Consider the following 22162-nt stretch of genomic DNA (forward strand, 5'->3'; position numbering starts at 1 on the left):
GCCGCCCGTTGTGTTCATGAGTGGTTGAAATGAAGCTGTTGTCCTTGTGTGTCTCGCTGATTGCCGTCCTCGCTGTGGCAGGCTGTGATCGAATCGATCCGAATTCGCCACTGGGCAAGCGTAAGGCGATCTACCAGCAGATGCTCGACGTTAAGGAAGACCTCGGTGGGATGCTGCGCGGGCGCCTGGAGTTCAATCCCCAGGAATTCGCCAGCGGCGCGACCAAGCTCGATGAACTGTCGCGCCAGCCTTGGCAGCATTACCCGGAGGTCAAGGAAGCGCAGAGCGATGCGCGTGACGACGTCTGGCAACAGCAAGCGCGTTTCAACGAGCTGGCGCGAGAGCTCGAAGCGCGCACGGCGGCATTGGTCTCCACTACCACGGGTGGTCCGATTACGGCGCAGATCGTTTCACCGGCGTTTCAGCGGGTCGAGGATGCGTGCGAGGCCTGCCACAAGGAGTTTCGCGCTTATTGAGGGCTAGCGCTTGGCGGCGTCCAGCTGCTGCCGAGCATGATCCAGCCGCCTCTTGCTCAACTCGATTCGCTCCGGATCGCCACTGCCCAAGGCTTCGCGCAGCTGCGCTTCGCGTTCATCGGCCGTACGTGTCGCTCTCTCGATTGCCAGGTGATTGGGTTGCACAGGGACCACGCCACGACAGGTCTTGTTCAGCTGTTGCAATTGCTCTTCCAGGCTGGTGCGCCTCGCCTTGTCGCCCTGTAGCCGCGCTTCCTTTATCTGCTCGCCGATACGCTCGCGCGAGTCGGCGCAGACATCCTTCGGGTCCTGTTCCGCACCCACCGACTGCATGATGCAGCAGGCCAGTATCAGCGGGGCAAAGGTGTATCGCTTGAGAGTCATGCACGCTCCGTTTTTATTGTTCTTGCCCTGAGACTGGATAGAGTCCGCTAAGTGCCATCAGAAGCCTGCAACCTTCTCAGCATTGAGCTTTTGCTGTAATGAACGAACGTTCGGATCAGCAAAGAAATCTCGCAACTGCTGCGCCCGCCCTGGACCAATTCCCGGCTCGGTGAGCCATTGATCGTTACTGCGGCTCGCCAGTACGTGCCAGTCCTGGCCAAGTGTCACCGAGCGGCTGGGAGGCAGGCCGATAGCGCGAAGCCAGGCGTCGAAGGAGCGCTCGCGGGCCAGCTGAAAGCTGGCAACCAGACCTTCCGCTTTGCGCAGACCGATTCCAGGAACGCGCTGAAGGCGCTGCGCGTCGAGCTCCAGCCAACCGAGTAGGTCATTCAGCTCGCCTGCCTCGACCAGGCGTTTCCAGGTTCCGGCGCCGAGGTTTGGTAAATCGAGCCCCTGTTTGCCGCTCAGCCAGGTTAGTCGTGCCAGAAATTGCTGATCGCATCCCGGCCCGGGCTGCCAGCAACTTTGAGGATGATAGTCGCCGGGGTCGGGGGCTTCGACTTTAGCTCGCTGCTGCGCGCGCCAGGCGACGCGTTCGAATCGGGGAATGGTGAGGCCGGCGAGGGCTATGGTGATCTGGTCGCCGGGGCGTACGTCCTCAGCTTCCCAGCGTTGCAGCGAGCCCAGGCTGACGCGAGCGATGCGCCGGTCATCCAGCTGCACCGGCTCCAGTTGCAACACTGGCGTTATTCGACCGCTGCGACCAATGCTGAACTCTACGCTGCGCACCGTCGCCAGTGCTGTTCGCAGCGGATATTTCCAGGCCGCTGCCCAGCTTGGTGGTTCAGCTTGCCAGCGCCCGGCGTCCGGGCGCTGCCCCTGGCGCAGCACCACCCCATCGCTGGCAAAGGGCAGCGGTTGGTTGAACCAGCGGTGACGCCAGTGCACGGCTTGCTCGAAGGTGTTGATGGGCAATGTCAGTGCTGCGCTCTGCTGAAAACCCATAGCGACCAATCCGTCCAGGCGCGCCTGCATGTCTGCCGGGCCGTTGGGCCAGTCCCAGACGAACAGGCCGATATGCCCAGCGGTATCCGCGTCCAGCGCCTGCCGTGCCATAGCACCGGCAACATCGCTACGCGCGCCTGCACTCCCTGCGGCGGCCTGAACATGCTCGGGTAATCGCCAATACAGTTCACCTTGCAGGACGATGTCCGCAGTGGTCGGCAATTGGGACGGAACACTGGGGATCGTCCGGGCCTTCGCGGTCCAATCCATGCCGCGCCGGCCATTGCCGCGGCTGATGGCCTGCACCAGTTTGCCGTCGCGGTAGAGCAGTGTCACCGCGACGCCATCGACCTTCGGTTGAATCCACAGGTCGCTGCGAGGCGCAATCCAGGCAGCAACGGCGGCCTTGTCGGCCAGTTTGGATAAGCCCGTCTGGGCGATGGGGTGGGCTGACTCGCCGCCGGCGGTAATCAGCGGATCCGTACGCGTGCGGTGCGGTTCGAAACAGTCCTGCCATACCTGCAAACGCAGGCGCGCCTGATCGTATATCTCATCATCAACCAGGGACACCCCGCGGCGGTGGTAGGCGTCGTCCCACTCAGCTAGCTGTCGCTGCAGACGATGGGTTTCAGCAATGCCGCGGTCGTTCGGCCAGTTGGGGCATTCGGCCAGGCCCAGGATTGGGGTGAAGCACAGCCATAACGCAATCAGGCGTTGCATGTGAGCATCCTTGCTCAGTGGGTTCGTGGCCATTCTGCCCCCACGTGTCGATTCGCTCCGTGCGCTAGCGCATGTTGAACAGTTCCTGATGGAAATCGCCGGGAGGTAAACCGCGGCTCGTCAGGTCGCGCCGCAGCTCATCTCCAAAATCGGCGGGCCCGCAGAACCAGATATCCCGGTCCTGCCAATCAGCAACCAGATGGCGAAGGCGTTCGGGCGTCAGTCTGCCGTGCTCGCTTGCGACCAGCACGTGCAAGCGTATGCGGGCGCGCTCGGCCTGCTGCTGTATGCGCTCGACGAAGGTTTGGTCCGGTGCGCTGGTGCAATAGAACAGATCGATATTTTTGACATCGTCGCTATTCGCCAAAGCCTGCAGTCTTGCAAGGAAGGGGGCGATACCGATACCGCCGGCAACCCATATCTGGCCTGGCTTGTGCCCATCAAAATCAAAACAGCCGTACGGGCCTTCTACCGTGACGGCTTCGCCGATGTGCAGGGTATGCGGCAGGGTGCGGGTGTAGTCGCCAAGGCCCTTTATCGAAAAGCACAGTCGACCGTCGTTCTGCCAGGCGCTGGACAGGCTGAAAGGGTGCGGTCCTTCTTTCTCGTCGAAGGTGACAAAGGCGAATTGTCCTGTCTTGTGCCCCGACCATGGGCCGTCCAGGACGATATCTACCCGCAGTACGCGGTTGGCAGCGTGGTGTGTGAGCTGCTCTATATGGCCGATCACCTGGTGTCTGCGACCCACCTGACGCAGCAATGAAACGCAGGCGGCGAAAGTGCCGGCGAGAAGCAGCAAGGCCACCGCCGCTCCAAGCACGGACGACCAATAGGCGGGCGGCATCAGGATCAGGCTGTGCATCACCAGGGCCAGATAAACCAAGGCTAGCCAGCGATGCGTCTTGAAAAACCAGCGGTAGGGCAGGCGTTTGATCAGAGCGAGGATGATCAGCAGCGCGGCCAGATAAAACGCCCACTCACCAATATCTTCAGCAAAACCGCGTTGCTCGTGTAACCAGCCGAACAGTCCTTGCTGTGCCTGGCCTGTCCCGCGACGTGCAGGGCGTTCGAGCCAGCCAAATCCAACCAGCCATTTGGGGATCTGCGCCCAGCCCCAGTGCACGACCGAAGCCGCCAGTGCGGCAATGCCCAGCCACTTGTGCAGCCGGTAGCTTTTGTCCAGGCCATCGAACAGGCGCTCTAACCAAATGGGGCGGATGGCGAGGTAGATCGCTACGCTCATCGCAGTGATCGAGAGGACGCCGCTGAAGTGAACCATGTCGGCACGCAGCGGCCAGAAACGTGAGTAGTCGGTTGTGATGGCGCCTGCTGTGATGAGCCAGAGGAGGGTCACGGTCATGAAGACCGTGACGAAAGCCAGTCTGATCCGTTGCATGGCATGCCCCTCTGCTGTGGTGAAGGCATGTGAGCATGCGCCTGCAATGCAGCAGTGGGCATGATCGTTATCAACGACGTTGATTAGTGAGCTAATCAACTGGGCCGTACAATCGTCAGCCAAATGTTTTGCGGAGTGATTCATCAGTGCAACCCGTGATCACCATCGAACACCTCACCAAGACTTACGCCTCGGGGCATCCAGCGCTCAAACAGATCGATCTAGAAATCCACAAAGGCGAAATCTTTGCCCTGCTCGGGCCGAATGGCGCCGGCAAGACCACCCTGATCAGCATCATCTGCGGCATCGTCAATCCAGGCGGTGGGCGGGTGCTGGTGGACGGGTACGACATCGTCAACGACTACCGGGAAGCCCGTTCGAAGATCGGGCTGGTGCCGCAGGAATTGTTCAATGAAGGCTTCGAGAGCGTCTGGGCAACGGTGCGTTTCTCACGCGGGCTGTTCGGCAAAGCGCCGAACGATGCCTATCTGGAAAAGCTGCTGCGTGATCTCTCGCTGTGGGACAAAAAGAGCGCGCGCATCATCGAACTGTCTGGCGGCATGAAGCGGCGGGTGATGATCGCCAAGGCGTTGTCGCACGAACCGAGCATCCTGTTTCTCGATGAGCCCACCGCAGGGGTCGACGTCGAGTTGCGCCGTGATATGTGGGAAATGGTGCGTCGGCTGCGCGAGCGCGGCGTGACCATCATTCTCACCACCCACTACATCGAAGAGGCCGAGGAGATGGCCGACCGCATCGGGGTGATCAGCAAGGGCGAGATCATCCTGGTCGAGGACAAGAAGGCATTGATGCAGAAACTCGGCAAGAAGCAGCTGACCCTGCATTTGCAGCGACCGTTGGCAGAAATTCCTGCGGATCTGGCCGGCTATCCGCTCGAGCTGGTCGATTCGGGCAATCAGCTGGTGTTCACCTTCGATGCTCAGCATGAAGACACCGGTATTGCCGAGCTGCTCAGGCGGCTGGCGGCCCACGGCATCGATTTCAAGGATCTGCAATCGAGCCAGAGTTCGCTGGAAGAAATCTTCGTCAGCTTGGTAAAAGGCAGCCGCACATGAATTTCCACGCAATTCGCGCCATCTACCTGTTTGAACTGGCGCGCACCTGGCGCACGTTGCTGCAGAGTATCGCAACGCCAGTCATATCCACGTCGCTGTACTTCGTGGTGTTCGGTTCAGCCATCGGTTCGCGGATGGAGGCGATGCACGGCATTCCGTACGGCGCCTTCATCATCCCCGGCCTGATCATGATGGCGTTGCTCACCGAGAGCATTTCCAATGCGTCGTTCGGCATCTACATGCCACGCTATTCAGGGACCATCTACGAGGTGCTGTCGGCACCGGTGTCATATCTTGAGATTGTCATCGGCTATGTCGGCGCAGCGGCGACCAAATCGATCATTCTCGGGCTGGTGATCCTGCTGACGGCGCGATTGTTCGTCGACTACGAGATTGCCCATCCGTGGGTGATGGCGCTGTTCCTGGTGCTCACCGCGGTCACCTTCTGCCTGTTCGGTTTCATCATCGGCATCTGGGCGGATGGCTGGGAAAAGCTGCAGATCGTTCCATCGCTGATCGTCATGCCGCTGGCCTTTCTTGGCGGCAGCTTCTACTCCATCGAAATGCTTCCGCCGGTCTGGCAGAAGGTCACGCTGTTCAATCCGGTGGTGTACCTGATCAGTGGATTTCGCTGGAGTTTCTACGGGGTCTCCGACGTAAACGTGGGGATCAGCCTGGCGATGACGCTCGGCTTCCTGGCGCTTTGTCTCGGGCTGATCTGGTGGATCTTCAAGACGGGGTATCGGCTGAAGAACTGAGACAAGTAGAGACCTGATGCCTAGCGGCCAAACTGCTTTTCGCACGGAATGCCGTCGCCATCTCCGTCCATCTTTGTATTGGGGCAGTTGCGAATGAAGAACCTGGCTTCTTCATAAGAGCGCATCTGGCTGCAGTGCTGGCGGCCATCACAATTGAATGTCTGGGCTGGCGCAGATCTATTAGCGGTGAGCTGGCTGTTTTGGTTTTGAGTACTGATAACCGGGCTGGAGCTGGAGCCCCAAGGCAGGCTCCAGGTGCCAGTGAAATAGCCATAACCGAGATAAACCAGAGCCGCGATAACCAAGAACTTGCGCATGCCTAAATCCTTTTAATGCGTACGATGTTTACGGGCGATGTGCCGGCGCGGAAGCGTAACGGCATCAGTTGTTTAGCGAAAGGGCCTCAGAAACGTTTCACCGAGGCAATAAAAAGCCCCGCGCAGCTCTCGCTGGCGGGGCTTTTTTCTGGCTGCGGTCTGGGTTACAGGCCAGCAGCTGCGCGCAGGTCGTCGGCCTTGTCGGTCTTTTCCCAAGTGAAGGCGGTAAAGGTGTCATTACCTACCGTCATTTCAACTGGAGTACGGCCGAAGTGGCCATAGGCCGCTGTGGCTTTGTACATCGGGTGCAGGAGGTCGAGCATGGTGGTGATCGCGTAGGGACGCAGATCGAAATGCTCGCGCACCAGGGCAACGATCTTCTCGTCGCTGAGCTTGCCTGTGCCGAAGGTGTTGATCGAGATCGAGGTCGGCTGCGCCACGCCAATGGCGTAAGAAACCTGGATTTCGCAGCGTTCGGCCAGGCCGGCAGCAACGATGTTCTTCGCCACATATCGGCCAGCGTAGGCAGCCGAACGGTCGACCTTGGATGGGTCCTTGCCGGAGAAGGCGCCGCCACCGTGACGGGCCATGCCGCCGTAGGTGTCGACGATGATCTTGCGCCCGGTCAGGCCGCAGTCGCCCACCGGCCCGCCGATGATGAACTGGCCGGTCGGGTTGATGTGGAACTGGGTGTCCTTGTGCAGCAGTTCGGCCGGGATCACGTGCTTGACGATCAACTCCATCACCGCTTCCTTGAGGTCGGAATGCTTGACCTCCGGGTTGTGCTGGGTGGAGAGCACGATAGCGTCGATGCCGACGACCTTGCCGCCTTCGTAGCGACAGGTGACCTGGCTCTTGGCATCCGGACGCAGCCACGGCAGCAAGCCGTTCTTGCGCGCTTCAGCCTGGCGCTCGACCAGCGCGTGGGAGAAGCGGATCGGAGCCGGCATCAGCACGTCGGTTTCGTTGCTGGCGTAGCCGAACATCAGGCCCTGGTCGCCGGCGCCCTGGTCTTCCGGCTTGCTGCGGTCCACGCCTTGGGCGATGTCTACGGACTGCTTGCCGATGATGTTGATGATGCCGCAGGTAGCGCCATCGAAGCCGACTTCCGAGCTGTTGTAGCCGATGTCGATGATAACGTCGCGCACCAGCTGCTCGAGGTCGACCCAGGCAGTGGTAGATACTTCGCCGGCAACGATTGCGACGCCGGTCTTGACCAGGGTTTCACAGGCCACGCGGGCGTGTTTGTCCTCGGCGATGATGGCGTCCAGCACCGCATCGGAGATCTGGTCGGCGATCTTGTCCGGGTGCCCTTCGGACACGGACTCGGAGGTGAAAATCGAATATTCGCTCATCTATCGGTTCCTAATTACCGGTGGGTGAGTCGGCTGTCAGGAGCGGGCCGGGAAAAGTACCGGGCCTGGATCTGAAAACCGTTCTTCAAGCCAATGTAGAGGCTCTCGCCGGGCGTGAGCCCCGCGGCATCGGCCCAACGGGCCAGATCGTCCTGTTCAAAGCCCAACCACAGATCGCCGCAGGCCTCCCTGGCCCAACTCTGGTTGTGGCTGCACAGTTCGGTGACCAGCAGGCTTCCGCCTACGTTCACCAGCCGTGCCAGTTGCTTGAGTGCTTCACCCGGCGCGGCCAGATGATGCAAAACCATGTTCAGCACAACGCAGTCGGCTGACGGACATTCGTCCTGCAATGCGTCAGCAAGTTTCAGTTCGACATTGCCAAGTGCGTCGCGCTCGCAGCGCGACCGAGCCAGTTCGAGCATTGCCGGACTGTTGTCCACCGCGACCACTCGAGCGAATCGGTGTGCGAGTTCAGGCAGAAAGCTGCCATCTCCGGGGCCGACTTCAAGTGCGGTGGATTCTGCAGAAAAATTCAGTGCATCGAGCAGCGCGACAACGCTATCGCGGTACTGCGGGAAGCCGGCGATCATGTCCTGCCGTGCCTGAAAGCTGCCGGCCATCCGTGCGAAAAAGTCTTCGCTGGCTGCGCTGCGCTGGGCATGCACCGCCCCGATGCGCGCCTGCACGTCGAGTGGCAGGCTCAGCTGGTCCACTTCGTCCAGCAGCGCGGCATGCAGCTTGCCGCCGAGGCTGTCGGGTTGGGGCAGGGCGCGGCGGTAGAAGATCGCGTTGCCTTCCCGACGGGTCGCCAGCAGGCCGGCTTGAGTCAGCACCTTGAGGTGATGGCTGATGCCGGATTGCCCCGTGGCGAAGATCTGCGCCAGTTCGAGCACGCCGAACGAGTCGTTGGCCAGCGCGCGCAGAACGTTCAGGCGCAGCGAATCGCCGCCGGCCTTGCACAGGGCGGCGAGCTGGTCACTGTCGTCTAAGGAGATCTGGGGAATGCGCAGGCTCATAGGCCGCGCAGTCTAGTCGGTCGTTTTTCGTCCAGCAATGGCAATATCAAAAAGTTTTGATATTGCCGGCCGGTAGGTCATTTGATCAGGCTGTTAATGCCCATCCCGCAGGAGACCAGTCCAAGCCCGAGCAGGAAGAAACTCGGCAGTAGCGCCAGTACCCGCTGCAGCCCATCGTGGCTGGCCAACCGTCGGAATACCAGGCTGTAAGTCACCAGTACGGATATGTCGACCAGCGCCCAAATGGCGATCAGGGTCATGGCCTGGGGCGCGAAGGGTTGTGCCGGCAGGATGAAACCTGGCAGGAAGGCGAGAAAGAACAGGATGTCCTTTGGATTGGAGAGCCCCACCGCCATCGCCCGCCAGAAGTAGTGCGATTGTGGCCGCGGGATCTCTGCTTCGTCCTCGCCGCCACCGCAGAGGCCATCGGCCCCGAGCCAGATGAGGTAAAGCCCGCCGATGACCTGGCCCCATTCCAGGATCACTGGTTGCAGGTCCAGTGCGAGATAGATCAGCACCAGCGCGGCAATCATCAGCAGTTGAGCGGAAAGCACGCCGCCAAGGATGGTCCAGGCCGGCCAGCTGCGCCTGGCATCGGCGATGACCAGCGCCACCACGGGGCCGGGGGAGGCGATCAGCAGGGCGACGGCGGCGGCGAACGCGAGATAGGTGGCGTTCATAGCTCGGTTACCAGCTCGAAGATGCGCGACTGCTTGCCCAGCCGCTCGGTGTAGAAACGCAGGTTGCAACTGGCGAAGGTTCGCTGCATCCAGCGGTCGCAGCCGTCGAAGTTGGCGGTGAAGGGGCTGCGGGCATGGGCGGTGCGGCGGTTATCGATGACCAGCAGGTCGCCCTTTCGCAGCCGCACCGGCTCGACCACGTCCCAGGCGATGCCGCGAAGCCGTTCCAGCGCATGCTGCGCGCGGTCGCTATAGGCCACCATGAACTGCGGATCGAAGCGTATGAATGGACAATCCGGGTCGCCGTACAGCACCGTCTGGTGCTTATTGATGTCGATGCGCTGGTTCTTCTCGTTGGCGCCGTAGTCTGAGAGAAAGTTGTAAGGCTCGTTGAGGAAGAACAATTGGTCTGCGTACGTCAGGCGCTCGATGATGCGCTGGGCCGAGGCGATGTATGTGACGGCTTCGGCGGCGGGATCCTGCCGCAGGCAGAGCAGCAGCAGGTAGTCCGGTTGCACAGCGTGGAAAGCGTTTTCGGTGTGCAGGTCCAGTTCAGTGTCGAAGCTGTCAGAGGTCGCCGCCCGGGACTGCATCTGCTGCGGGAAGAAGTTGTTGACGATGCAGCCTCCCGATTCCTGCACGTAGCCGATGGGTTCGCCAAGCAGTGCCGTGGCCTGAAGCAGCAGGCGCTCACTGGTATCGTCAGGCTTGGAAAGTTCTGCGCGAGAAGCGGGCGTCGCTGGGATGTCGCCGATCGCCAGCTCTTCCAGCAGGAGGAATCCCTTGGGGTTGCCGAACAGTTTGAAGTCGAGAAGCTGCGCCATTTGCGCCTGATCGAGCCCCCCATGACGAATGCTGGCAGATAAAAGTTGGTCAAATTCGCGATTGGGCATGTCATCCTTCCCTAGCCTTATACAAGGCATAAGCCTCTTTTTCTTGAGTCGATGCCATCGCAGTACTGGCCCGAATGCGGGCGAGTATTGGTGGGGGTTGGAGGGTTGCAAAATGGAAAAAACGGCCTGCTCCGATGAGTTTTACTCATGCCAGAGTCGCCCCGCATGACGTTGCGAATGCCGCCGCTTTATGCGCTGCGCGCGTTCGAGGTGGCGGCCCGCTTTGGGTCCTTTACCCAGGCCGCGGAAAGTCTGTGCATCACCCAGAGTGCAATCAGCCGGCATGTGAAGACGCTGGAGGAAAACCTGGGCTGTCAGCTGTTCGAGCGTCGCGGCTCGCGTTTGGCACTGACCGATACCGGGCGGCTGCTGGCGCAGGAGCTCAAGGTTGGCTTTCGCACCATCGAGAATGCCTGCATCGCCGTGAACCGCCAGCGAGACGCGCTGCGGCTGAAGGCGCCTTCAACCCTGACCATGCGCTGGCTGCTGGGCGCACTCGACGACTTCCATCTCGGTCACCCGCAAGACCGGGTCCAGCTCACCAGCGCCTGGATGGATCTGGATGCGGTGGATTTCCACAACGAGCCCTTCGACTGCGCCATCCTTCTTGGGCATGGCGGGTTTCCAGCGGACTGGAACCGGATCAAGCTGTTCGATGAGTGGCTGGTGCCAGTCTGTTCACCGGATTTTCAGGGTGGCTCACCCTGGACGGCCGAGCGGCTTGCCAATGCAGAGCTTATTCACCCATCACGTGATTGCCGTGACTGGCGCCGCTGGCTGCAGCGCGTTGGTCTGGTGGATGCCGTGGCGTGGCAGCAAGGCAAGCTGTTCGACACTCTGGAGCTCGGGATATCAGCGGCGGCGCAGGGGCACGGGATTTCCATTGGCGATCTGGCACTTGTGGATGCGGAGCTGCAGAAGGGCTCGCTGATGCTGCCGTTCGGCCAGGCAGTCCGTTCCGGTGACAGCTACTATCTGGTCTGGCCTGCTGCTGGGGAGACATCAATGACACTGACGCGCATGAAGGATTATCTCCTGCAGCATCTGCCCGACGTTGGCAGTCGTGGTGTCACGCTGCTCGACTGAGGCTCCGTGCAGCGAAGCGGCCTTTTATTCAATCATTGCCCCGTCCGCCCCGGTAGGGGAAAATGGCCGCCTTTTTCCGCCCCCTTCGTTTCAGAAGCTACCCCGCAGGAGATTCAGCGATGCCCAGCCGTCGTGAGCGAGCCAATGCCATCCGCGCCCTCAGCATGGATGCCGTGCAGAAAGCCAACAGCGGCCACCCGGGTGCCCCCATGGGCATGGCGGACATCGCCGAGGTTCTCTGGCGCGATCACCTGAAGCACAGCCCCACCAACCCGCTATGGGCGGACCGCGACCGCTTCGTGCTGTCCAACGGCCACGGCTCGATGCTGATTTATTCGTTGCTGCACCTGACCGGTTACGACCTGTCCATCGACGACCTCAAACAGTTTCGTCAACTGCACAGCAAGACCCCTGGCCACCCGGAACTCGGCTATACGCCGGGAGTCGAGACCACTACCGGCCCGCTGGGTCAGGGCCTGGCTAACGCTGTCGGTTTCGCCCTGGCAGAAAAGGTGATGGCCGCGCAGTTCAACCGCGACGGGCACAAGATCGTCGATCACCACACCTATGTATTCATGGGTGACGGTTGCCTGATGGAGGGCATTTCCCATGAAGTCTGCTCGCTGGCAGGCACTCTGGGCCTGAACAAGCTGATCGGCTTCTATGACGACAATGGCATTTCCATCGATGGCGAAGTCCATGGCTGGTTCACTGACGACACACCGCGCCGTTTCGAATCCTACGGCTGGCAGGTGATCCGCAACGTCAACGGCCACGATGCCGAGGAGATCCAGATTGCGCTCGAGACTGCGCGCAAGAGCGATCGTCCGACACTGATCTGTTGCAAGACCGTGATCGGCTTCGGTTCGCCGAACAAGCAGGGCAAGGAAGAATCCCACGGTGCCGCTCTGGGCGACGCCGAGATTGCCCTGACCCGCGAAGCGCTGGGTTGGACTCACGGCCCATTCGAGATTCCCGCCGAGATCTACGCCGAGTGGGACGCCAAGCAGAAGGGCGCCGACGCCGAAAACGAGTGGAACAAGCGATTCGCCGCCTATGAGACCGAATTCCCGGCGCTGGCGTCCGAGTTCAAGCGCCGCATGGCGGGCGAGCTGCCGGCTGACTTCGCCGAAAAGGCCAGCGAATTCATTCGTGAAGTCGCCACCAAGGGCGAAACCATCGCCAGCCGCAAAGCCAGCCAGAACTGCCTCAATGCATTCGGCCCGCTGCTGCCAGAACTGCTAGGCGGTTCGGCGGACCTCGCCGGTTCCAACCTGACCCTGTGGAAGGGCTGCAAGCCGGTGGTTGCCGAGGATGCCTCCGGCAACTACATGTACTACGGCGTGCGCGAGTTCGGCATGGCCGCGATCATGAACGGCGTCGCCCTGCACGGCGGCCTGATCCCTTACGGCGCGACCTTCCTGATGTTCATGGAATACGCCCGTAACGCGGTGCGCATGTCGGCGCTGATGAAGTTGCGCGTGCTCTACGTGTTCACTCATGACTCCATCGGCCTGGGCGAAGACGGCCCAACGCACCAGCCGGTCGAGCAGCTGACCAGCCTGCGCACCACGCCGAACCTGGACACCTGGCGCCCGGCCGACACCGTTGAATCCGCAGTCGCCTGGAAGCATGCGGTCGAGCGCAAGGATGGCCCGAGTGCGCTGATCTTCTCGCGTCAGAACCTGCCGTATCACATCCGCGACAACGAAACCGAGTCGTCCATTTCCAAGGGTGGTTACATCCTCAAGAATTGCGTCGGCGAGCCGGAGCTGATCCTCATCTCCACCGGTTCGGAAGTCGGTTTGGCCGTTCAGGCTTACGACAAGCTGACCGAGCAGGGCCGCAACGTACGTGTCGTGTCGATGCCGTGCACCAGCGTTTTCGACGCCCAGGATGCCTCCTGGAAGCAGCACGTGCTGCCGGTCGAAGTCGGCGCGCGTATCGCCATCGAGGCGGCGCATGCGGACTACTGGTACAAGTACGTCGGGCTCGACGGTCGCATCATCGGCATGACCACCTACGGCGAGTCGGCCCCGGCCGGTCAGCTGTTCGAGGAATTCGGCTTTACCGTCGAGAACATCCTCGCGGTCGCCGAAGAGCTGCTGGAAGACTAACGAGTAGCTGCAAGCCACAAGCTACAAGCTGCAAGCCGGGTCATCCGCGTTTCTCTTGCAGCTTGAGGCTTGAAGCCTGGAGCTCCGCTTATGCTCAACCGACCCTACCGCATCGCGCTCAACGGCTATGGCCGTATTGGCCGTTGCGTGTTGCGTGCTTTCTACGAGCGCGACGCCGCGTTCGATTTCGAAGTTGTCGCCCTCAACGACCTCGCCGATATGGCGAGTCTCGAATACCTCACTCGTTTCGACTCCACCCATGGCCGGTTCCCCGGTGACGTGGCGGTGGAGGGCGACTGCCTGCACATCAACGGCCATTGCGTGAAGGTACTGCGTCATTCGACGCCGGAGGCGGTCGACTGGCGTGCGCTGGGTGTAGACCTGGTGCTGGAATGTTCTGGCGCCTACAACACGCGTGCCGGAGGGCAACGCTTTATCGATGCCGGCGTTCCACGGGTATTGTTTTCCCAGCCCATGAGCGGCGCCGCGGATGTGGATGCGACGGTGGTGATGGGTATCAACCATGAGCAGCTGACCGGCACCGAGCGGCTGGTGTCCAACGCATCCTGTACCACGAACTGTGGTGTGCCGCTGCTCAAGCTGCTCAATGATGCGATCGGCCTCGACTACGTTTCGATCACCACTATCCATTCGGCAATGAACGATCAGCCGGTCATTGACGCTTATCACCATGACGATCTGCGCCGCACCCGCTCTGCGTTTCAATCAGTGATCCCAGTGTCCACCGGGCTTGCGAAAGGCATTGAGCGACTGTTGCCGGAACTCTCGGGGCGGATTCAGGCCAAAGCGGTGCGGGTGCCCACGGTGAACGTGTCTTGTCTGGATATCACCTTGCAGATGTCCCGCGATACCGATGCTCAGACGATCAACCGGATCCTGCGCGAAGCCGCGGAGTCCGGGCCGTTACATGGCCTGCTTGCTTACACCGAGCTGCCCCATGCCAGTTGTGATTTCAACCACGACCCGCATTCGGCAATCGTCGATGGCAGCCTTACACGGGCGTCAGGGCCTCGATTGGTGAACCTGTTGGCCTGGTTCGACAATGAATGGGGTTTCGCCAACCGTATGCTCGATGTGGCCGATCACTATTTGCGCGTGGCCCATCGCGCTTAGCCGACAGGCTTGGAGCCGCAGCTCGACAACATCGCCGTTCTTGAACTTAAGGAAGATCACATGACCGTTTTGAAGATGACCGACCTCGACCTCCAGGGTAAGCGCGTGCTGATCCGCGAGGACCTCAACGTGCCGGTCAAGGATGGCGCAGTGAAAAGCGACGCGCGCATTCTGGCCTCGTTGCCCACCATCAAACTGGCGCTGGAGAAGGGTGCCGCGGTGCTGGTCAGTTCGCATCTGGGGCGCCCGGAAGAGGGCGTGTACAGCGAGGAAGACAGCTTGAAGCCGGTTGCCGATTACCTGAGCAAAGCGCTTAACCGTGAAGTCCCGCTGATCAAGGATTACCTCGACGGCGTTCAGGTGCAGGCCGGTGAGCTGGTGCTGCTGGAGAACGTGCGCTTCAACAAGGGTGAAAAAAAGAACACTGACGAGTTGGCGCAGAAATACGCCGCGCTGTGCGACGTTTTCGTCATGGACGCCTTCGGCACTGCCCACCGTGCTCAGGGCTCGACCCACGGGGTCGCGAAGTTCGCCAAGGTCGCCTGTGCCGGCCCGCTGCTCGCCGAAGAGCTGGATGCGCTGGGCAAAGCGCTGAAAAGCCCAGCTCAGCCAATGGCTGCCATCGTCGCCGGTTCCAAGGTGTCGACCAAACTGGATGTGCTCAACAGCCTGAGCCAGGTCTGCAACCAGCTGATCGTTGGCGGCGGTATCGCCAATACCTTCCTCGCCGCTGCTGGTTTCCCAGTCGGCAAGTCGCTGTATGAAGCGGACCTGGTGGATACCGCTAAGGCCATCGCGGCCAAGGTCAGCGTGCCGCTGCCGGTGGATGTCGTGGTAGCGAAGGCCTTCGCAGAAGACGCTGAAGCCACCGTCAAGGCAGTTGCCGATGTTGCAGAGGACGACATGATTCTGGATATCGGCCCGCAGACTGCTGCCAACTTCGCCGAGCTGCTGAAGTCGTCCAAGACCATCCTCTGGAACGGCCCGGTCGGTGTATTCGAGTTCGATCAGTTCGGCAATGGCACCAAGGTGCTGGCCCAGGCGATTGCTGAAAGCCCGGCGTTCTCCATTGCCGGCGGCGGTGACACCCTGGCGGCCATCGACAAGTATGGAGTAGGCGACAAGATCTCCTACATTTCCACTGGCGGCGGCGCCTTCCTTGAGTTCGTCGAGGGCAAAGTGCTGCCTGCCGTCGAGGTTCTGGAGCAACGCGCAGCGCAATAAACCCGGTTTGCCGGACCCGTTAACGCGTGTTCGGTCAAACAAGCGCAACGGCAAAGGCAACCCCTTGGGCTTGGTGCTGTCTCTGTTCTGTCCAGACAAGGAATGGAGACTCACCATGCGATATGCGGCTATAGCGGTTTGCTGTCTCGGCCTGGCCGGTTGTGCCGGGGGTGTGCCAGATTCGGCCTGTGAAGTATTCGATCCGCCACCGGTTGAGAGTCCCACCGCGCAGAACGACCAGCGCGTGCAGATGCAAAGCACCGGCGATCCCACTGCTGGTACCGCAGCGGATGTTCAAGATTGCCCCTGATTCGACGCACACCTAAAGCAAGGAGAAGCGATGAAAGGCCTGTTCATTCCATTAGCCGCACTGCTGCTCGGCGGCTGCGGTCACTGGCAATCCGGCCCTGATGCGCCCTTCGTGCGCTGGAAATGCCAAAGTCAGCAGAACATCGCGTGGCGCTATGCCGATGAAAGCCACCAGACGGTGGACCTGACAGTCGGTAATAGCGAGCAGGTGTATACCCTGCGCAAGGAACCAGCCACGCGAGGTGCTTTCTATAGCGATGGCGTTGTGGGGTTCCACAACAAAGGCAACGAGGCGCTGGTCTATCGGATCGCCGATGACAAGCTGCTGGCGCATGGTTGCAGCGCTTCTCTGATCACTATTTGAAGTGTTGCGCCTGCGAGATTTAGGCGTTTTCGCCACAGTTGATGGCTTTTACGGTGGCCACCACTACAATGCCGCGCCATACCGCGTGGTGCTTGAACAGCGCCGGCCCCTGCGGCAGGCTTTACACGATTAATCGACCCTAACCGGGAGAAAGGAAAACATGGCACTCATCAGCATGCGCCAGATGCTCGACCACGCCGCCGAATTCGGCTACGGCGTGCCGGCTTTCAACGTGAACAACCTCGAGCAGATGCGAGCCATCATGGAAGCGGCCGACAAGACCGACTCCCCGGTGATCGTCCAGGCTTCGGCCGGTGCTCGCAAATACGCAGGTGCCCCGTTTCTTCGTCACCTGATCCTCGCGGCAGTTGAAGAATTCCCGCACATCCCCGTGGTCATGCACCAGGATCACGGCACCAGCCCGGATATCTGCCAGCGCTCGATCCAGCTGGGCTTCAGCTCGGTCATGATGGATGGCTCGCTGCGTGAAGACGGCAAGACCCCGTCCGATTACGAATACAACGTTCGCGTCACTCAGCAGACCGTCGCCTTCGCCCACGCCTGTGGTGTGTCTGTAGAGGGTGAGCTGGGTTGCCTGGGCTCATTGGAAACCGGTATGGCCGGTGAAGAAGATGGCGTCGGTGCAGAAGGCATGCTGGATCACAGCCAGCTGCTGACCGATCCGGAAGAGGCTGCCGATTTCGTCGCCAAGACCAAGGTTGACGCCCTGGCCATCGCCATCGGCACCAGCCACGGCGCCTACAAGTTCACCAAGCCGCCAACCGGTGACACCTTGTCGATCCAGCGCATCAAGGAAATCCACAAGCGCATTCCTGACACTCACCTGGTGATGCACGGCTCCTCCTCCGTACCGCAGGACTGGTTGAAAATCATCAATGAGTATGGTGGTGACATCAAGGAAACCTACGGCGTGCCCGTCGAGGAAATCGTCGAAGGCATCAAGTACGGTGTACGCAAGGTCAACATCGACACTGACCTGCGGTTGGCTTCCACTGGTGCGATCCGCGAATTCATGGCGAAGAACCCTGCCGAATTCGACCCGCGCAAGTACCTGGCCAAGACCGTAACGGCCATGCGCGACATCTGCATCGCGCGCTACGAAGCCTTCGGCACCGCCGGCAACGCCTCGAAGATCAAGCCGATCTCCCTGGACGCGATGTTCGAGCGCTACGCGCGTGGCGAGCTGGACCCTAAGGTCAACTGAGTCATCGCTACTGAAAACGAGCCCGCCTAGTGCGGGCTCGTTGCGTTATATGAGCGGAAGAATAAGCGACGTGGCTCAAGCCAGCAGCTGCTGGATCTGGCTGCGCAGGGTGTCGAGCGAGAAGGGCTTGGCGAGAATCGGGGCGGAGCGGGCGATGGGGCTACCGGATTCCTGGATCTCGATCGGGTAGCCGCTAATGAAAATGACTTTTAGCTCCGGCCGCAGCTTGAGCGCCGGCTCGGCGATCATCACGCCGGATACGCCGCCGGGCAACCTGTAATCGGTGACCAGTAAATCCAGCTGCGGCTTGGTCGCCATGATTTCGAAGGCGCGGGCCGAGTCAGCTGCCTCCAGCACCTTGTAACCCTCTCCTGCCAGATAATCGGATAACAGGCTCAGAATGTGCGGTTCGTCCTCAACGAGCAGAACTACTTTGGTTGGTGCTTGGCTCATCGGAGCGATTCTCGAAGTTTCGATAGCGTAGGGTGGGGCTGATACTTAAGCCGGTTCGAAGGTAGCAGTTTGGAGCGTGCGGGCAGGCTGCAAGTTCATGAAAGTCTGGCCTTTCGTCAAGCATTATTCATTCTTTCAGGTCTACAGAGGCTAGGCGATGCTGCCCTGCGTCGTTAGGCTCCAGAGCATGTACTTTTCGGAGCGAGTCATGACTGACGAAAACGCCCGCAACATCGCGGCCCTTACCTTGGACGATTACCGCGCCAATGCGCAGGAATTCCGTGAGGGTACCCGTGACCATGATGTCAGTCAGAACATCGAGGCGCTGCTGCGGCACATTCAAGGCGAACCGCCGTATCGCATACTTGACCTGGGCTGCGGCCCCGGGCGAGACCTGAAGGTATTCACTGCGCTGGGGCACATTGCCGTCGGGCTCGATGGAGCAGAGCCGTTCGTTGAGATGGCGCGGGCAGCAACGGGCTGCGAGGTGGTGCATCAGGATTTTTTGCAACTGGACCTGCCAAACCAGGCCTTCGATGGCATTTTCGCCAATGCAGTTCTCTTCCATCTGCCCAGCCGAGAAATCACTGCGGTGTTGTCCAAGCTGCATGCAACCTTGCGTACTGATGGCGTGCTGTTCTGCTCCAATCCACGCGGTGACAACAGCGAAGGCTGGAGTGGCGCACGCTACGGCACCTGGTACAACTGGCCGACCTGGCGTGGCCTGCTTGAGTCCGTTGGCTTCGTCGAACTCGAGCACTATTACCGCCCGGCCGGGCTGCCCCGCGAGCAGCAACCCTGGCTCGCAAGCGTCTGGCACAAGGGCTGAAGCAATGACATCGCAAGTTCCGCATTGTTCATCAGGCAACGCAGAATGCATGCCGTAAACGTAACGTTCATGCGTTTTGCATGCCCTCAAAACGCTATTATGTGACGCAAGTCACTGAAATACGGCGATTTCTCTGTTGGCAATGATTGGCACGAACGCTGCTCCTGTTATTTGAGCTGGACCATAACTGGAGTAAACAACAATGATCGCCGCTGACAAAATTCTTACTGCCGCATTCCCCGAGTTCGAAGTCACCACAGCTCCACGTCCGGATGGCGGGCTCCTCCTGACCCTGCGTAACGATGGTCGAGACATCATCAAGCGTGCGCTTTCCAAAGGTCAGACGCAGACCAACATTCAGCTGGAATGGGTGGTCAGCTCGATTCGTCGTGACCTCGCGCTGGAGGCCGGAATGTCGCCTGCTATCGCCAGGTTGCAGAGCCAGAGCCGAACCGCATTGCCGACCTATGAATATGCCTGAGCAGAGCAGCCGGCCAGCTTTCTCGCTGGTCGGCTGACTGTACTTACTGCGCAATCCTGCGCAGGCGAACAGATCGGGCCAGAGAGCCTGGGTGTTTCGCAAGCCTGATGAATGAGGAAACCTGATGAACGCTATCGACCTGTTGATCGAAGATCACGAGAAAGTGAAGGATATCCTGACGCGCATGACCGAGAGCACTGAGCGCGCGGTCAAGACCCGTACCGAACTGCTGCAAAAGCTGGAGATGGAAGTCACGATCCATACTCAACTCGAAGAACAGATTCTCTACCCTGCCTACAAGGAAGCGGGAGGCAAAGAAGAACTCGAGATGTACCACGAGGCCAAGGAAGAGCACCGCACGGTGGACTCGCTCGTCCTGCCTGATCTGAAGGCTACCGATCCCGGAAGCGTTGAATTCGCCGGGCGCGCCAAGGTATGCAAGGAGCTGCTGGAACACCATATTGAAGAAGAAGAGTCGGAAATGTTTCCGAAGGCCCGTGAATTGTTCGACAAGGCGCGCCTTGAAGAAATGGGCCAGCAGATGACTGAGCTGAGAAATCGGCTAAAGAAGGAATTGATGGCCAGCCAAGCGGCCTGATTCATCCGAGCCGGGGCGCAATGCCCCGACGCTCGACTATCGACGGCCTAACCGTTTTTCAGTCTGCGTTCCATTACCCTCGCCCCGGGCTCGCTGCGAACCATACGTGCCTTCGCTTCCGATTCTCGAAGGTGCCGTTGGTCTTGAAAGAAGGTTGCCTGAACGTGCTAGGCGATTGGTTCAGCTGGCCCATGCCCGCCGGTGACTTCTAGCGACTGTACAGAGACGACGCGCGTTCCGAACGTCTTTGGCGCTTACTGTCTCAACTCGGACCTGGGGATGCAGGTGTTCAACGCGCGCTTCAAGTCTGACTTCTGCGCAGGCACGCATACCGCGGCACTCTCGTTGGAGATGAGGGTCAACTCTTCGATGCCTTTGACAATCAAGGGCTTGCTGGCGAAACGCTGGCTCAACTAAGAAGGAGGTTCTCTATGCGTTTAGCTTATTTGTCAGCCCCATTACTTGGCCTGTTGCTCGTGGGCTGTGGTCCGGATGAAGAACCTGCCCGCGAGGCTCCGCCACCACAGCCAACCACCGAACAGCCAGCCGCACCTGCTACCGGTACACCTGCTGACAGCGGAACCGGCAGCGGTACGTCCGGCACTGGCACGGGCGGTGGTGTCGAGACCACCCCAGGAACTGGAACCGGCAGCGGCACCAGCGGGAGCATGGACACGGCACCGGCCGATAACGGCAGCGGTCTGGGTACCGAGTCTGGTGCGGGCACGGCGCCTAACACCACGGGTACTGGGACGGGTGCTGCCCAGTAGTTTGAATATAGCCAGCAGGCGTGCTTAGACATCGAGCGAGGCACCCTGCCGAGGAGTTCGTATGAAAATGAAATACATCGGCTTGGCGGCCGCGCTGCCTCTTTCACTGCTGCTCGCGGCATGCTCGCCGGACGACGAGCCGTCTTCGATGGACAACGTCAGTGAAAATCAGCAGGAATATCAGAACACCGCGACAGACCCAGCTGGCCCACGCGAAGCCTCGCCGCCGTCCAATCTGTCCAACGAGTGACCGCAGCGCTTCAGCCGTCGCGCGCGGCGCAGGTGCCTACACGAATTGCGCCGCTGCGTAGCCGGATGCCCAGGCCCACTGGAAGTTGAATCCTCCCAGATGGCCGGTGACATCCAGTACCTCGCCAACGAAGTACAACCCCGGCGACTTCAGGGACTCCATGGTCTTTGAGGAAACTTCGCGTGTATCCACTCCCCCCAGCGTGACCTCTGCGGTGCGATAACCCTCGGTGCCGGCTGGGACCAGGCGCCAATGGCCGAGCCTTTGCGCCACCTCCTCAAGTTCAGCAGCGCTGTACTGTTTCAGCGGCTTGGAAACGAACCAGTGCTCGGCCAGCAACGTTGCCATCTTGCGGGTGAAGAGCTCGCCAAGCAGCGTTTTCAGTTCAGTATTGGGTCGCTCCTGGCGTTGCTGATCCAGCCATTCGACGAGATCAAGATGGGGCAGCAGATTGATCTCGATGGCCTCGCCAGCATGCCAGTATGAAGACACTTGCAAGATGGCCGGCCCGGAGAGCCCACGGTGGGTGAAAAGAATGTTCTCTCTGAAACTCTGCCCGTTACAGCTGACCACGCAGTCTTCGACCGATGTACCGGAAAGCGCTTCGCACATGCTCTTGAGTAGCGGATCGGTGATGGTGAAGGGCACCAGTCCCGCACGGGTCGGCAAAACGCTGTGGCCGAATTGCCGCGCTATCTGGTAGCCGAAACCGCTGGCGCCGAGCGTGGGGATCGACAGGCCGCCGGTGGCGATCACCAGCGATTGACAAGCCACTTCGCCAACGCTGGTCTGCAGCCTATAGCCCGGCTCGATGCTTTCAATCGATTGCACGCTGGTGTCCAGCCGTAAGTCGACGCCGGCCTGTTCGCATTCATCGAGCAGCATGCCGAGGATGTCACTGGCCTTGTTATCGCAGAACAGCTGACCGAGCTTCTTTTCGTGATAGGGCACGCCGTGACGGCTGACCATCTCGATGAAATCCCATTGCGTATAGCGCGCCAGCGCGGATTTACAGAAATGCGGGTTGCCGGAAAGGAAGTTGGCAGGCTCGGTGTACATGTTGGTGAAATTGCAGCGGCCGCCACCCGACATGAGGATCTTCTTGCCAGCCTTGTTGGCGTGGTCGATGAGCAGAACCTGCCTGCCGCGCGCGGCCGCCGTGAAGGCGCACATCAGCCCGGCAGCGCCTGCGCCGATTACTACCACGTCCGTCTGCACTGCCGCCTACCTCGCCCGGAAAATGCGC

25 protein-coding genes are annotated in these 22162 nt (G+C 60.3%); 15 read left to right on the plus strand and 10 right to left on the minus strand.

Features of this window, described 5'->3' with window-relative positions; translation table 11 throughout:
• Nucleotides 1-29: 29 nt before the first annotated feature.
• Entirely contained in the window at nt 30-476 is a 447-nt protein-coding gene (locus tag NA619_RS02555) for a c-type cytochrome (RefSeq protein WP_255959626.1), read from the plus strand.
• A 3-nt stretch (nt 477-479) separates the two neighbouring features.
• Here NA619_RS02555 and NA619_RS02560 read toward each other — a convergent pair whose 3' ends face one another.
• The 3 genes from NA619_RS02560 to NA619_RS02570 all read right to left on the minus strand — a co-directional run bounded on the left by NA619_RS02560 (nt 480) and on the right by NA619_RS02570 (nt 3981).
• The gene (locus tag NA619_RS02560) at nt 480-860 is read right to left on the minus strand and encodes a DUF1090 family protein (protein ID WP_255959628.1); all 381 of its coding nucleotides are present in this window, start codon (nt 858-860) and stop codon (nt 480-482) included.
• 57 nt (nt 861-917) lie between these two features.
• A complete protein-coding gene (gene ligB / locus NA619_RS02565; protein ID WP_255959630.1) occupies nt 918-2585 on the minus strand; it encodes an NAD-dependent DNA ligase LigB in 1668 nt (555 codons plus the stop codon).
• A gap of 64 nt (nt 2586-2649) precedes the next feature.
• Nucleotides 2650-3981: a ferredoxin reductase family protein gene (locus NA619_RS02570; RefSeq protein ID WP_255959632.1), complete on the minus strand. Its 1332-nt coding sequence runs from the start codon at nt 3979-3981 to the stop codon at nt 2650-2652.
• Between the two features lie 146 nt (nt 3982-4127).
• Here NA619_RS02570 and NA619_RS02575 point away from each other — a divergent pair, with 146 nt between their 5' ends.
• Nucleotides 4128-5057 (plus strand): ABC transporter ATP-binding protein, encoded by a 930-nt coding sequence (locus tag NA619_RS02575; RefSeq protein ID WP_255959635.1) that lies wholly within the window; start codon nt 4128-4130, stop codon nt 5055-5057.
• Nucleotides 5054-5815, plus strand: coding sequence for an ABC transporter permease (locus tag NA619_RS02580; protein WP_073299140.1), 762 nt, complete (start codon nt 5054-5056; stop codon nt 5813-5815). The genes NA619_RS02575 and NA619_RS02580 overlap by 4 nt, the downstream gene beginning before the upstream one ends.
• 20 nt (nt 5816-5835) lie before the next feature.
• Here the strand turns inward: NA619_RS02580 and NA619_RS02585 are convergent, their stop codons facing one another.
• The 5 genes from NA619_RS02585 to NA619_RS02605 all read right to left on the minus strand — a co-directional run bounded on the left by NA619_RS02585 (nt 5836) and on the right by NA619_RS02605 (nt 10076).
• Nucleotides 5836-6132 carry an excalibur calcium-binding domain-containing protein gene (locus tag NA619_RS02585; protein ID WP_255959638.1) on the minus strand — a complete coding sequence of 99 codons (297 nt, stop codon included), beginning with the start codon at nt 6130-6132 and terminating at the stop codon, nt 5836-5838.
• A gap of 164 nt (nt 6133-6296) precedes the next feature.
• Complete coding sequence (gene metK / locus NA619_RS02590; RefSeq protein ID WP_255959640.1) at nt 6297-7487, minus strand: methionine adenosyltransferase; 1191 nt, start codon at nt 7485-7487, stop codon at nt 6297-6299.
• A gap of 14 nt (nt 7488-7501) precedes the next feature.
• A complete protein-coding gene (locus NA619_RS02595; RefSeq protein ID WP_255959642.1) occupies nt 7502-8503 on the minus strand; it encodes an ArsR/SmtB family transcription factor in 1002 nt (333 codons plus the stop codon).
• A gap of 77 nt (nt 8504-8580) precedes the next feature.
• Entirely contained in the window at nt 8581-9183 is a 603-nt protein-coding gene (locus tag NA619_RS02600) for a LysE family translocator (RefSeq protein WP_255959644.1), read from the minus strand.
• Nucleotides 9180-10076, minus strand: coding sequence for a TauD/TfdA family dioxygenase (locus NA619_RS02605; RefSeq protein ID WP_255959646.1), 897 nt, complete (start codon nt 10074-10076; stop codon nt 9180-9182). The genes NA619_RS02600 and NA619_RS02605 overlap by 4 nt, the downstream gene beginning before the upstream one ends.
• Nucleotides 10077-10241: 165 nt before the next feature.
• Here NA619_RS02605 and NA619_RS02610 point away from each other — a divergent pair, with 165 nt between their 5' ends.
• The 7 genes from NA619_RS02610 (at nt 10242) to fba (ending at nt 17535) form a co-directional block, all read left to right on the plus strand.
• Nucleotides 10242-11162 (plus strand): LysR substrate-binding domain-containing protein, encoded by a 921-nt coding sequence (locus tag NA619_RS02610; RefSeq protein ID WP_272891619.1) that lies wholly within the window; start codon nt 10242-10244, stop codon nt 11160-11162.
• A 119-nt stretch (nt 11163-11281) separates the two neighbouring features.
• Nucleotides 11282-13279, plus strand: a complete 1998-nt coding sequence (gene tkt, locus NA619_RS02615; RefSeq protein WP_255959650.1) for a transketolase — start codon at nt 11282-11284, stop codon at nt 13277-13279.
• 90 nt (nt 13280-13369) lie between these two features.
• Nucleotides 13370-14413: an erythrose-4-phosphate dehydrogenase gene (epd, locus tag NA619_RS02620; protein WP_255959652.1), complete on the plus strand. Its 1044-nt coding sequence runs from the start codon at nt 13370-13372 to the stop codon at nt 14411-14413.
• A 60-nt stretch (nt 14414-14473) separates the two neighbouring features.
• Nucleotides 14474-15637 (plus strand): phosphoglycerate kinase, encoded by a 1164-nt coding sequence (locus NA619_RS02625; protein WP_255959654.1) that lies wholly within the window; start codon nt 14474-14476, stop codon nt 15635-15637.
• 115 nt (nt 15638-15752) lie between these two features.
• Complete coding sequence (locus tag NA619_RS02630; protein ID WP_248493987.1) at nt 15753-15947, plus strand: hypothetical protein; 195 nt, start codon at nt 15753-15755, stop codon at nt 15945-15947.
• A gap of 30 nt (nt 15948-15977) precedes the next feature.
• Entirely contained in the window at nt 15978-16310 is a 333-nt protein-coding gene (locus tag NA619_RS02635; protein WP_255959659.1) for an MliC family protein, read from the plus strand.
• Nucleotides 16311-16470: 160 nt separating this feature from the next.
• Nucleotides 16471-17535 carry a class II fructose-bisphosphate aldolase gene (gene fba, locus NA619_RS02640; protein WP_255959660.1) on the plus strand — a complete coding sequence of 355 codons (1065 nt, stop codon included), beginning with the start codon at nt 16471-16473 and terminating at the stop codon, nt 17533-17535.
• Nucleotides 17536-17610: 75 nt separating this feature from the next.
• Here the strand turns inward: fba and NA619_RS02645 are convergent, their stop codons facing one another.
• Nucleotides 17611-17988, minus strand: coding sequence for a response regulator (locus tag NA619_RS02645; protein ID WP_255959661.1), 378 nt, complete (start codon nt 17986-17988; stop codon nt 17611-17613).
• Between the two features lie 208 nt (nt 17989-18196).
• Between NA619_RS02645 and NA619_RS02650 the strand changes: the two genes are divergently transcribed.
• From NA619_RS02650 to NA619_RS02670, 5 genes are all read left to right on the plus strand, one after another.
• On the plus strand, nt 18197-18817 hold the full coding sequence (locus NA619_RS02650; protein ID WP_255959663.1) for a class I SAM-dependent methyltransferase: 621 nt from the start codon (nt 18197-18199) through the stop codon (nt 18815-18817).
• Nucleotides 18818-19019: 202 nt separating this feature from the next.
• Nucleotides 19020-19298: a DUF3509 domain-containing protein gene (locus NA619_RS02655; RefSeq protein ID WP_255959665.1), complete on the plus strand. Its 279-nt coding sequence runs from the start codon at nt 19020-19022 to the stop codon at nt 19296-19298.
• 124 nt (nt 19299-19422) lie between these two features.
• Nucleotides 19423-19896: a hemerythrin domain-containing protein gene (locus NA619_RS02660; protein ID WP_255959667.1), complete on the plus strand. Its 474-nt coding sequence runs from the start codon at nt 19423-19425 to the stop codon at nt 19894-19896.
• A 431-nt stretch (nt 19897-20327) separates the two neighbouring features.
• Nucleotides 20328-20666: a hypothetical protein gene (locus tag NA619_RS02665; protein ID WP_255959669.1), complete on the plus strand. Its 339-nt coding sequence runs from the start codon at nt 20328-20330 to the stop codon at nt 20664-20666.
• 61 nt (nt 20667-20727) lie between these two features.
• Nucleotides 20728-20916, plus strand: a complete 189-nt coding sequence (locus NA619_RS02670) for a hypothetical protein (protein WP_255959671.1) — start codon at nt 20728-20730, stop codon at nt 20914-20916.
• A gap of 36 nt (nt 20917-20952) precedes the next feature.
• Here the strand turns inward: NA619_RS02670 and NA619_RS02675 are convergent, their stop codons facing one another.
• Nucleotides 20953-22134, minus strand: a complete 1182-nt coding sequence (locus NA619_RS02675) for an NAD(P)/FAD-dependent oxidoreductase (protein WP_255959672.1) — start codon at nt 22132-22134, stop codon at nt 20953-20955.
• Between the last annotated feature and the right edge of the window lie 28 nt (nt 22135-22162).

Source organism: Stutzerimonas stutzeri (assembly GCF_024448895.1).
GTDB classification, from domain to species: domain Bacteria; phylum Pseudomonadota; class Gammaproteobacteria; order Pseudomonadales; family Pseudomonadaceae; genus Stutzerimonas; species Stutzerimonas stutzeri_Q.

Excerpts from the sequence above, each read along its gene's own strand:
- NA619_RS02585 (WP_255959638.1), bottom strand. The coding sequence starts at position 6,132 with ATGCGCAAGTTCTTGGTTATCGCGGCTCTGGTTTATCTCGGTTATGGC.
- NA619_RS02650 (WP_255959663.1), top strand. The coding sequence starts at position 18,197 with ATGACTGACGAAAACGCCCGCAACATCGCGGCCCTTACCTTGGACGAT.
- metK (WP_255959640.1), bottom strand. The coding sequence starts at position 7,487 with ATGAGCGAATATTCGATTTTCACCTCCGAGTCCGTGTCCGAAGGGCAC.
- NA619_RS02570 (WP_255959632.1), bottom strand. The coding sequence starts at position 3,981 with ATGCAACGGATCAGACTGGCTTTCGTCACGGTCTTCATGACCGTGACC.
- NA619_RS02610 (WP_272891619.1), top strand. The coding sequence starts at position 10,242 with ATGACGTTGCGAATGCCGCCGCTTTATGCGCTGCGCGCGTTCGAGGTG.
- NA619_RS02645 (WP_255959661.1), bottom strand. The coding sequence starts at position 17,988 with ATGAGCCAAGCACCAACCAAAGTAGTTCTGCTCGTTGAGGACGAACCG.
- ligB (WP_255959630.1), bottom strand. The coding sequence starts at position 2,585 with ATGCAACGCCTGATTGCGTTATGGCTGTGCTTCACCCCAATCCTGGGC.
- epd (WP_255959652.1), top strand. The coding sequence starts at position 13,370 with ATGCTCAACCGACCCTACCGCATCGCGCTCAACGGCTATGGCCGTATT.
- NA619_RS02655 (WP_255959665.1), top strand. The coding sequence starts at position 19,020 with ATGATCGCCGCTGACAAAATTCTTACTGCCGCATTCCCCGAGTTCGAA.
- tkt (WP_255959650.1), top strand. The coding sequence starts at position 11,282 with ATGCCCAGCCGTCGTGAGCGAGCCAATGCCATCCGCGCCCTCAGCATG.
- NA619_RS02670 (WP_255959671.1), top strand. The coding sequence starts at position 20,728 with ATGAAAATGAAATACATCGGCTTGGCGGCCGCGCTGCCTCTTTCACTG.
- NA619_RS02595 (WP_255959642.1), bottom strand. The coding sequence starts at position 8,503 with ATGAGCCTGCGCATTCCCCAGATCTCCTTAGACGACAGTGACCAGCTC.
- fba (WP_255959660.1), top strand. The coding sequence starts at position 16,471 with ATGGCACTCATCAGCATGCGCCAGATGCTCGACCACGCCGCCGAATTC.
- NA619_RS02635 (WP_255959659.1), top strand. The coding sequence starts at position 15,978 with ATGAAAGGCCTGTTCATTCCATTAGCCGCACTGCTGCTCGGCGGCTGC.
- NA619_RS02560 (WP_255959628.1), bottom strand. The coding sequence starts at position 860 with ATGACTCTCAAGCGATACACCTTTGCCCCGCTGATACTGGCCTGCTGC.
- NA619_RS02555 (WP_255959626.1), top strand. The coding sequence starts at position 30 with ATGAAGCTGTTGTCCTTGTGTGTCTCGCTGATTGCCGTCCTCGCTGTG.
- NA619_RS02600 (WP_255959644.1), bottom strand. The coding sequence starts at position 9,183 with ATGAACGCCACCTATCTCGCGTTCGCCGCCGCCGTCGCCCTGCTGATC.
- NA619_RS02625 (WP_255959654.1), top strand. The coding sequence starts at position 14,474 with ATGACCGTTTTGAAGATGACCGACCTCGACCTCCAGGGTAAGCGCGTG.
- NA619_RS02665 (WP_255959669.1), top strand. The coding sequence starts at position 20,328 with ATGCGTTTAGCTTATTTGTCAGCCCCATTACTTGGCCTGTTGCTCGTG.
- NA619_RS02660 (WP_255959667.1), top strand. The coding sequence starts at position 19,423 with ATGAACGCTATCGACCTGTTGATCGAAGATCACGAGAAAGTGAAGGAT.
- NA619_RS02580 (WP_073299140.1), top strand. The coding sequence starts at position 5,054 with ATGAATTTCCACGCAATTCGCGCCATCTACCTGTTTGAACTGGCGCGC.
- NA619_RS02630 (WP_248493987.1), top strand. The coding sequence starts at position 15,753 with ATGCGATATGCGGCTATAGCGGTTTGCTGTCTCGGCCTGGCCGGTTGT.
- NA619_RS02605 (WP_255959646.1), bottom strand. The coding sequence starts at position 10,076 with ATGCCCAATCGCGAATTTGACCAACTTTTATCTGCCAGCATTCGTCAT.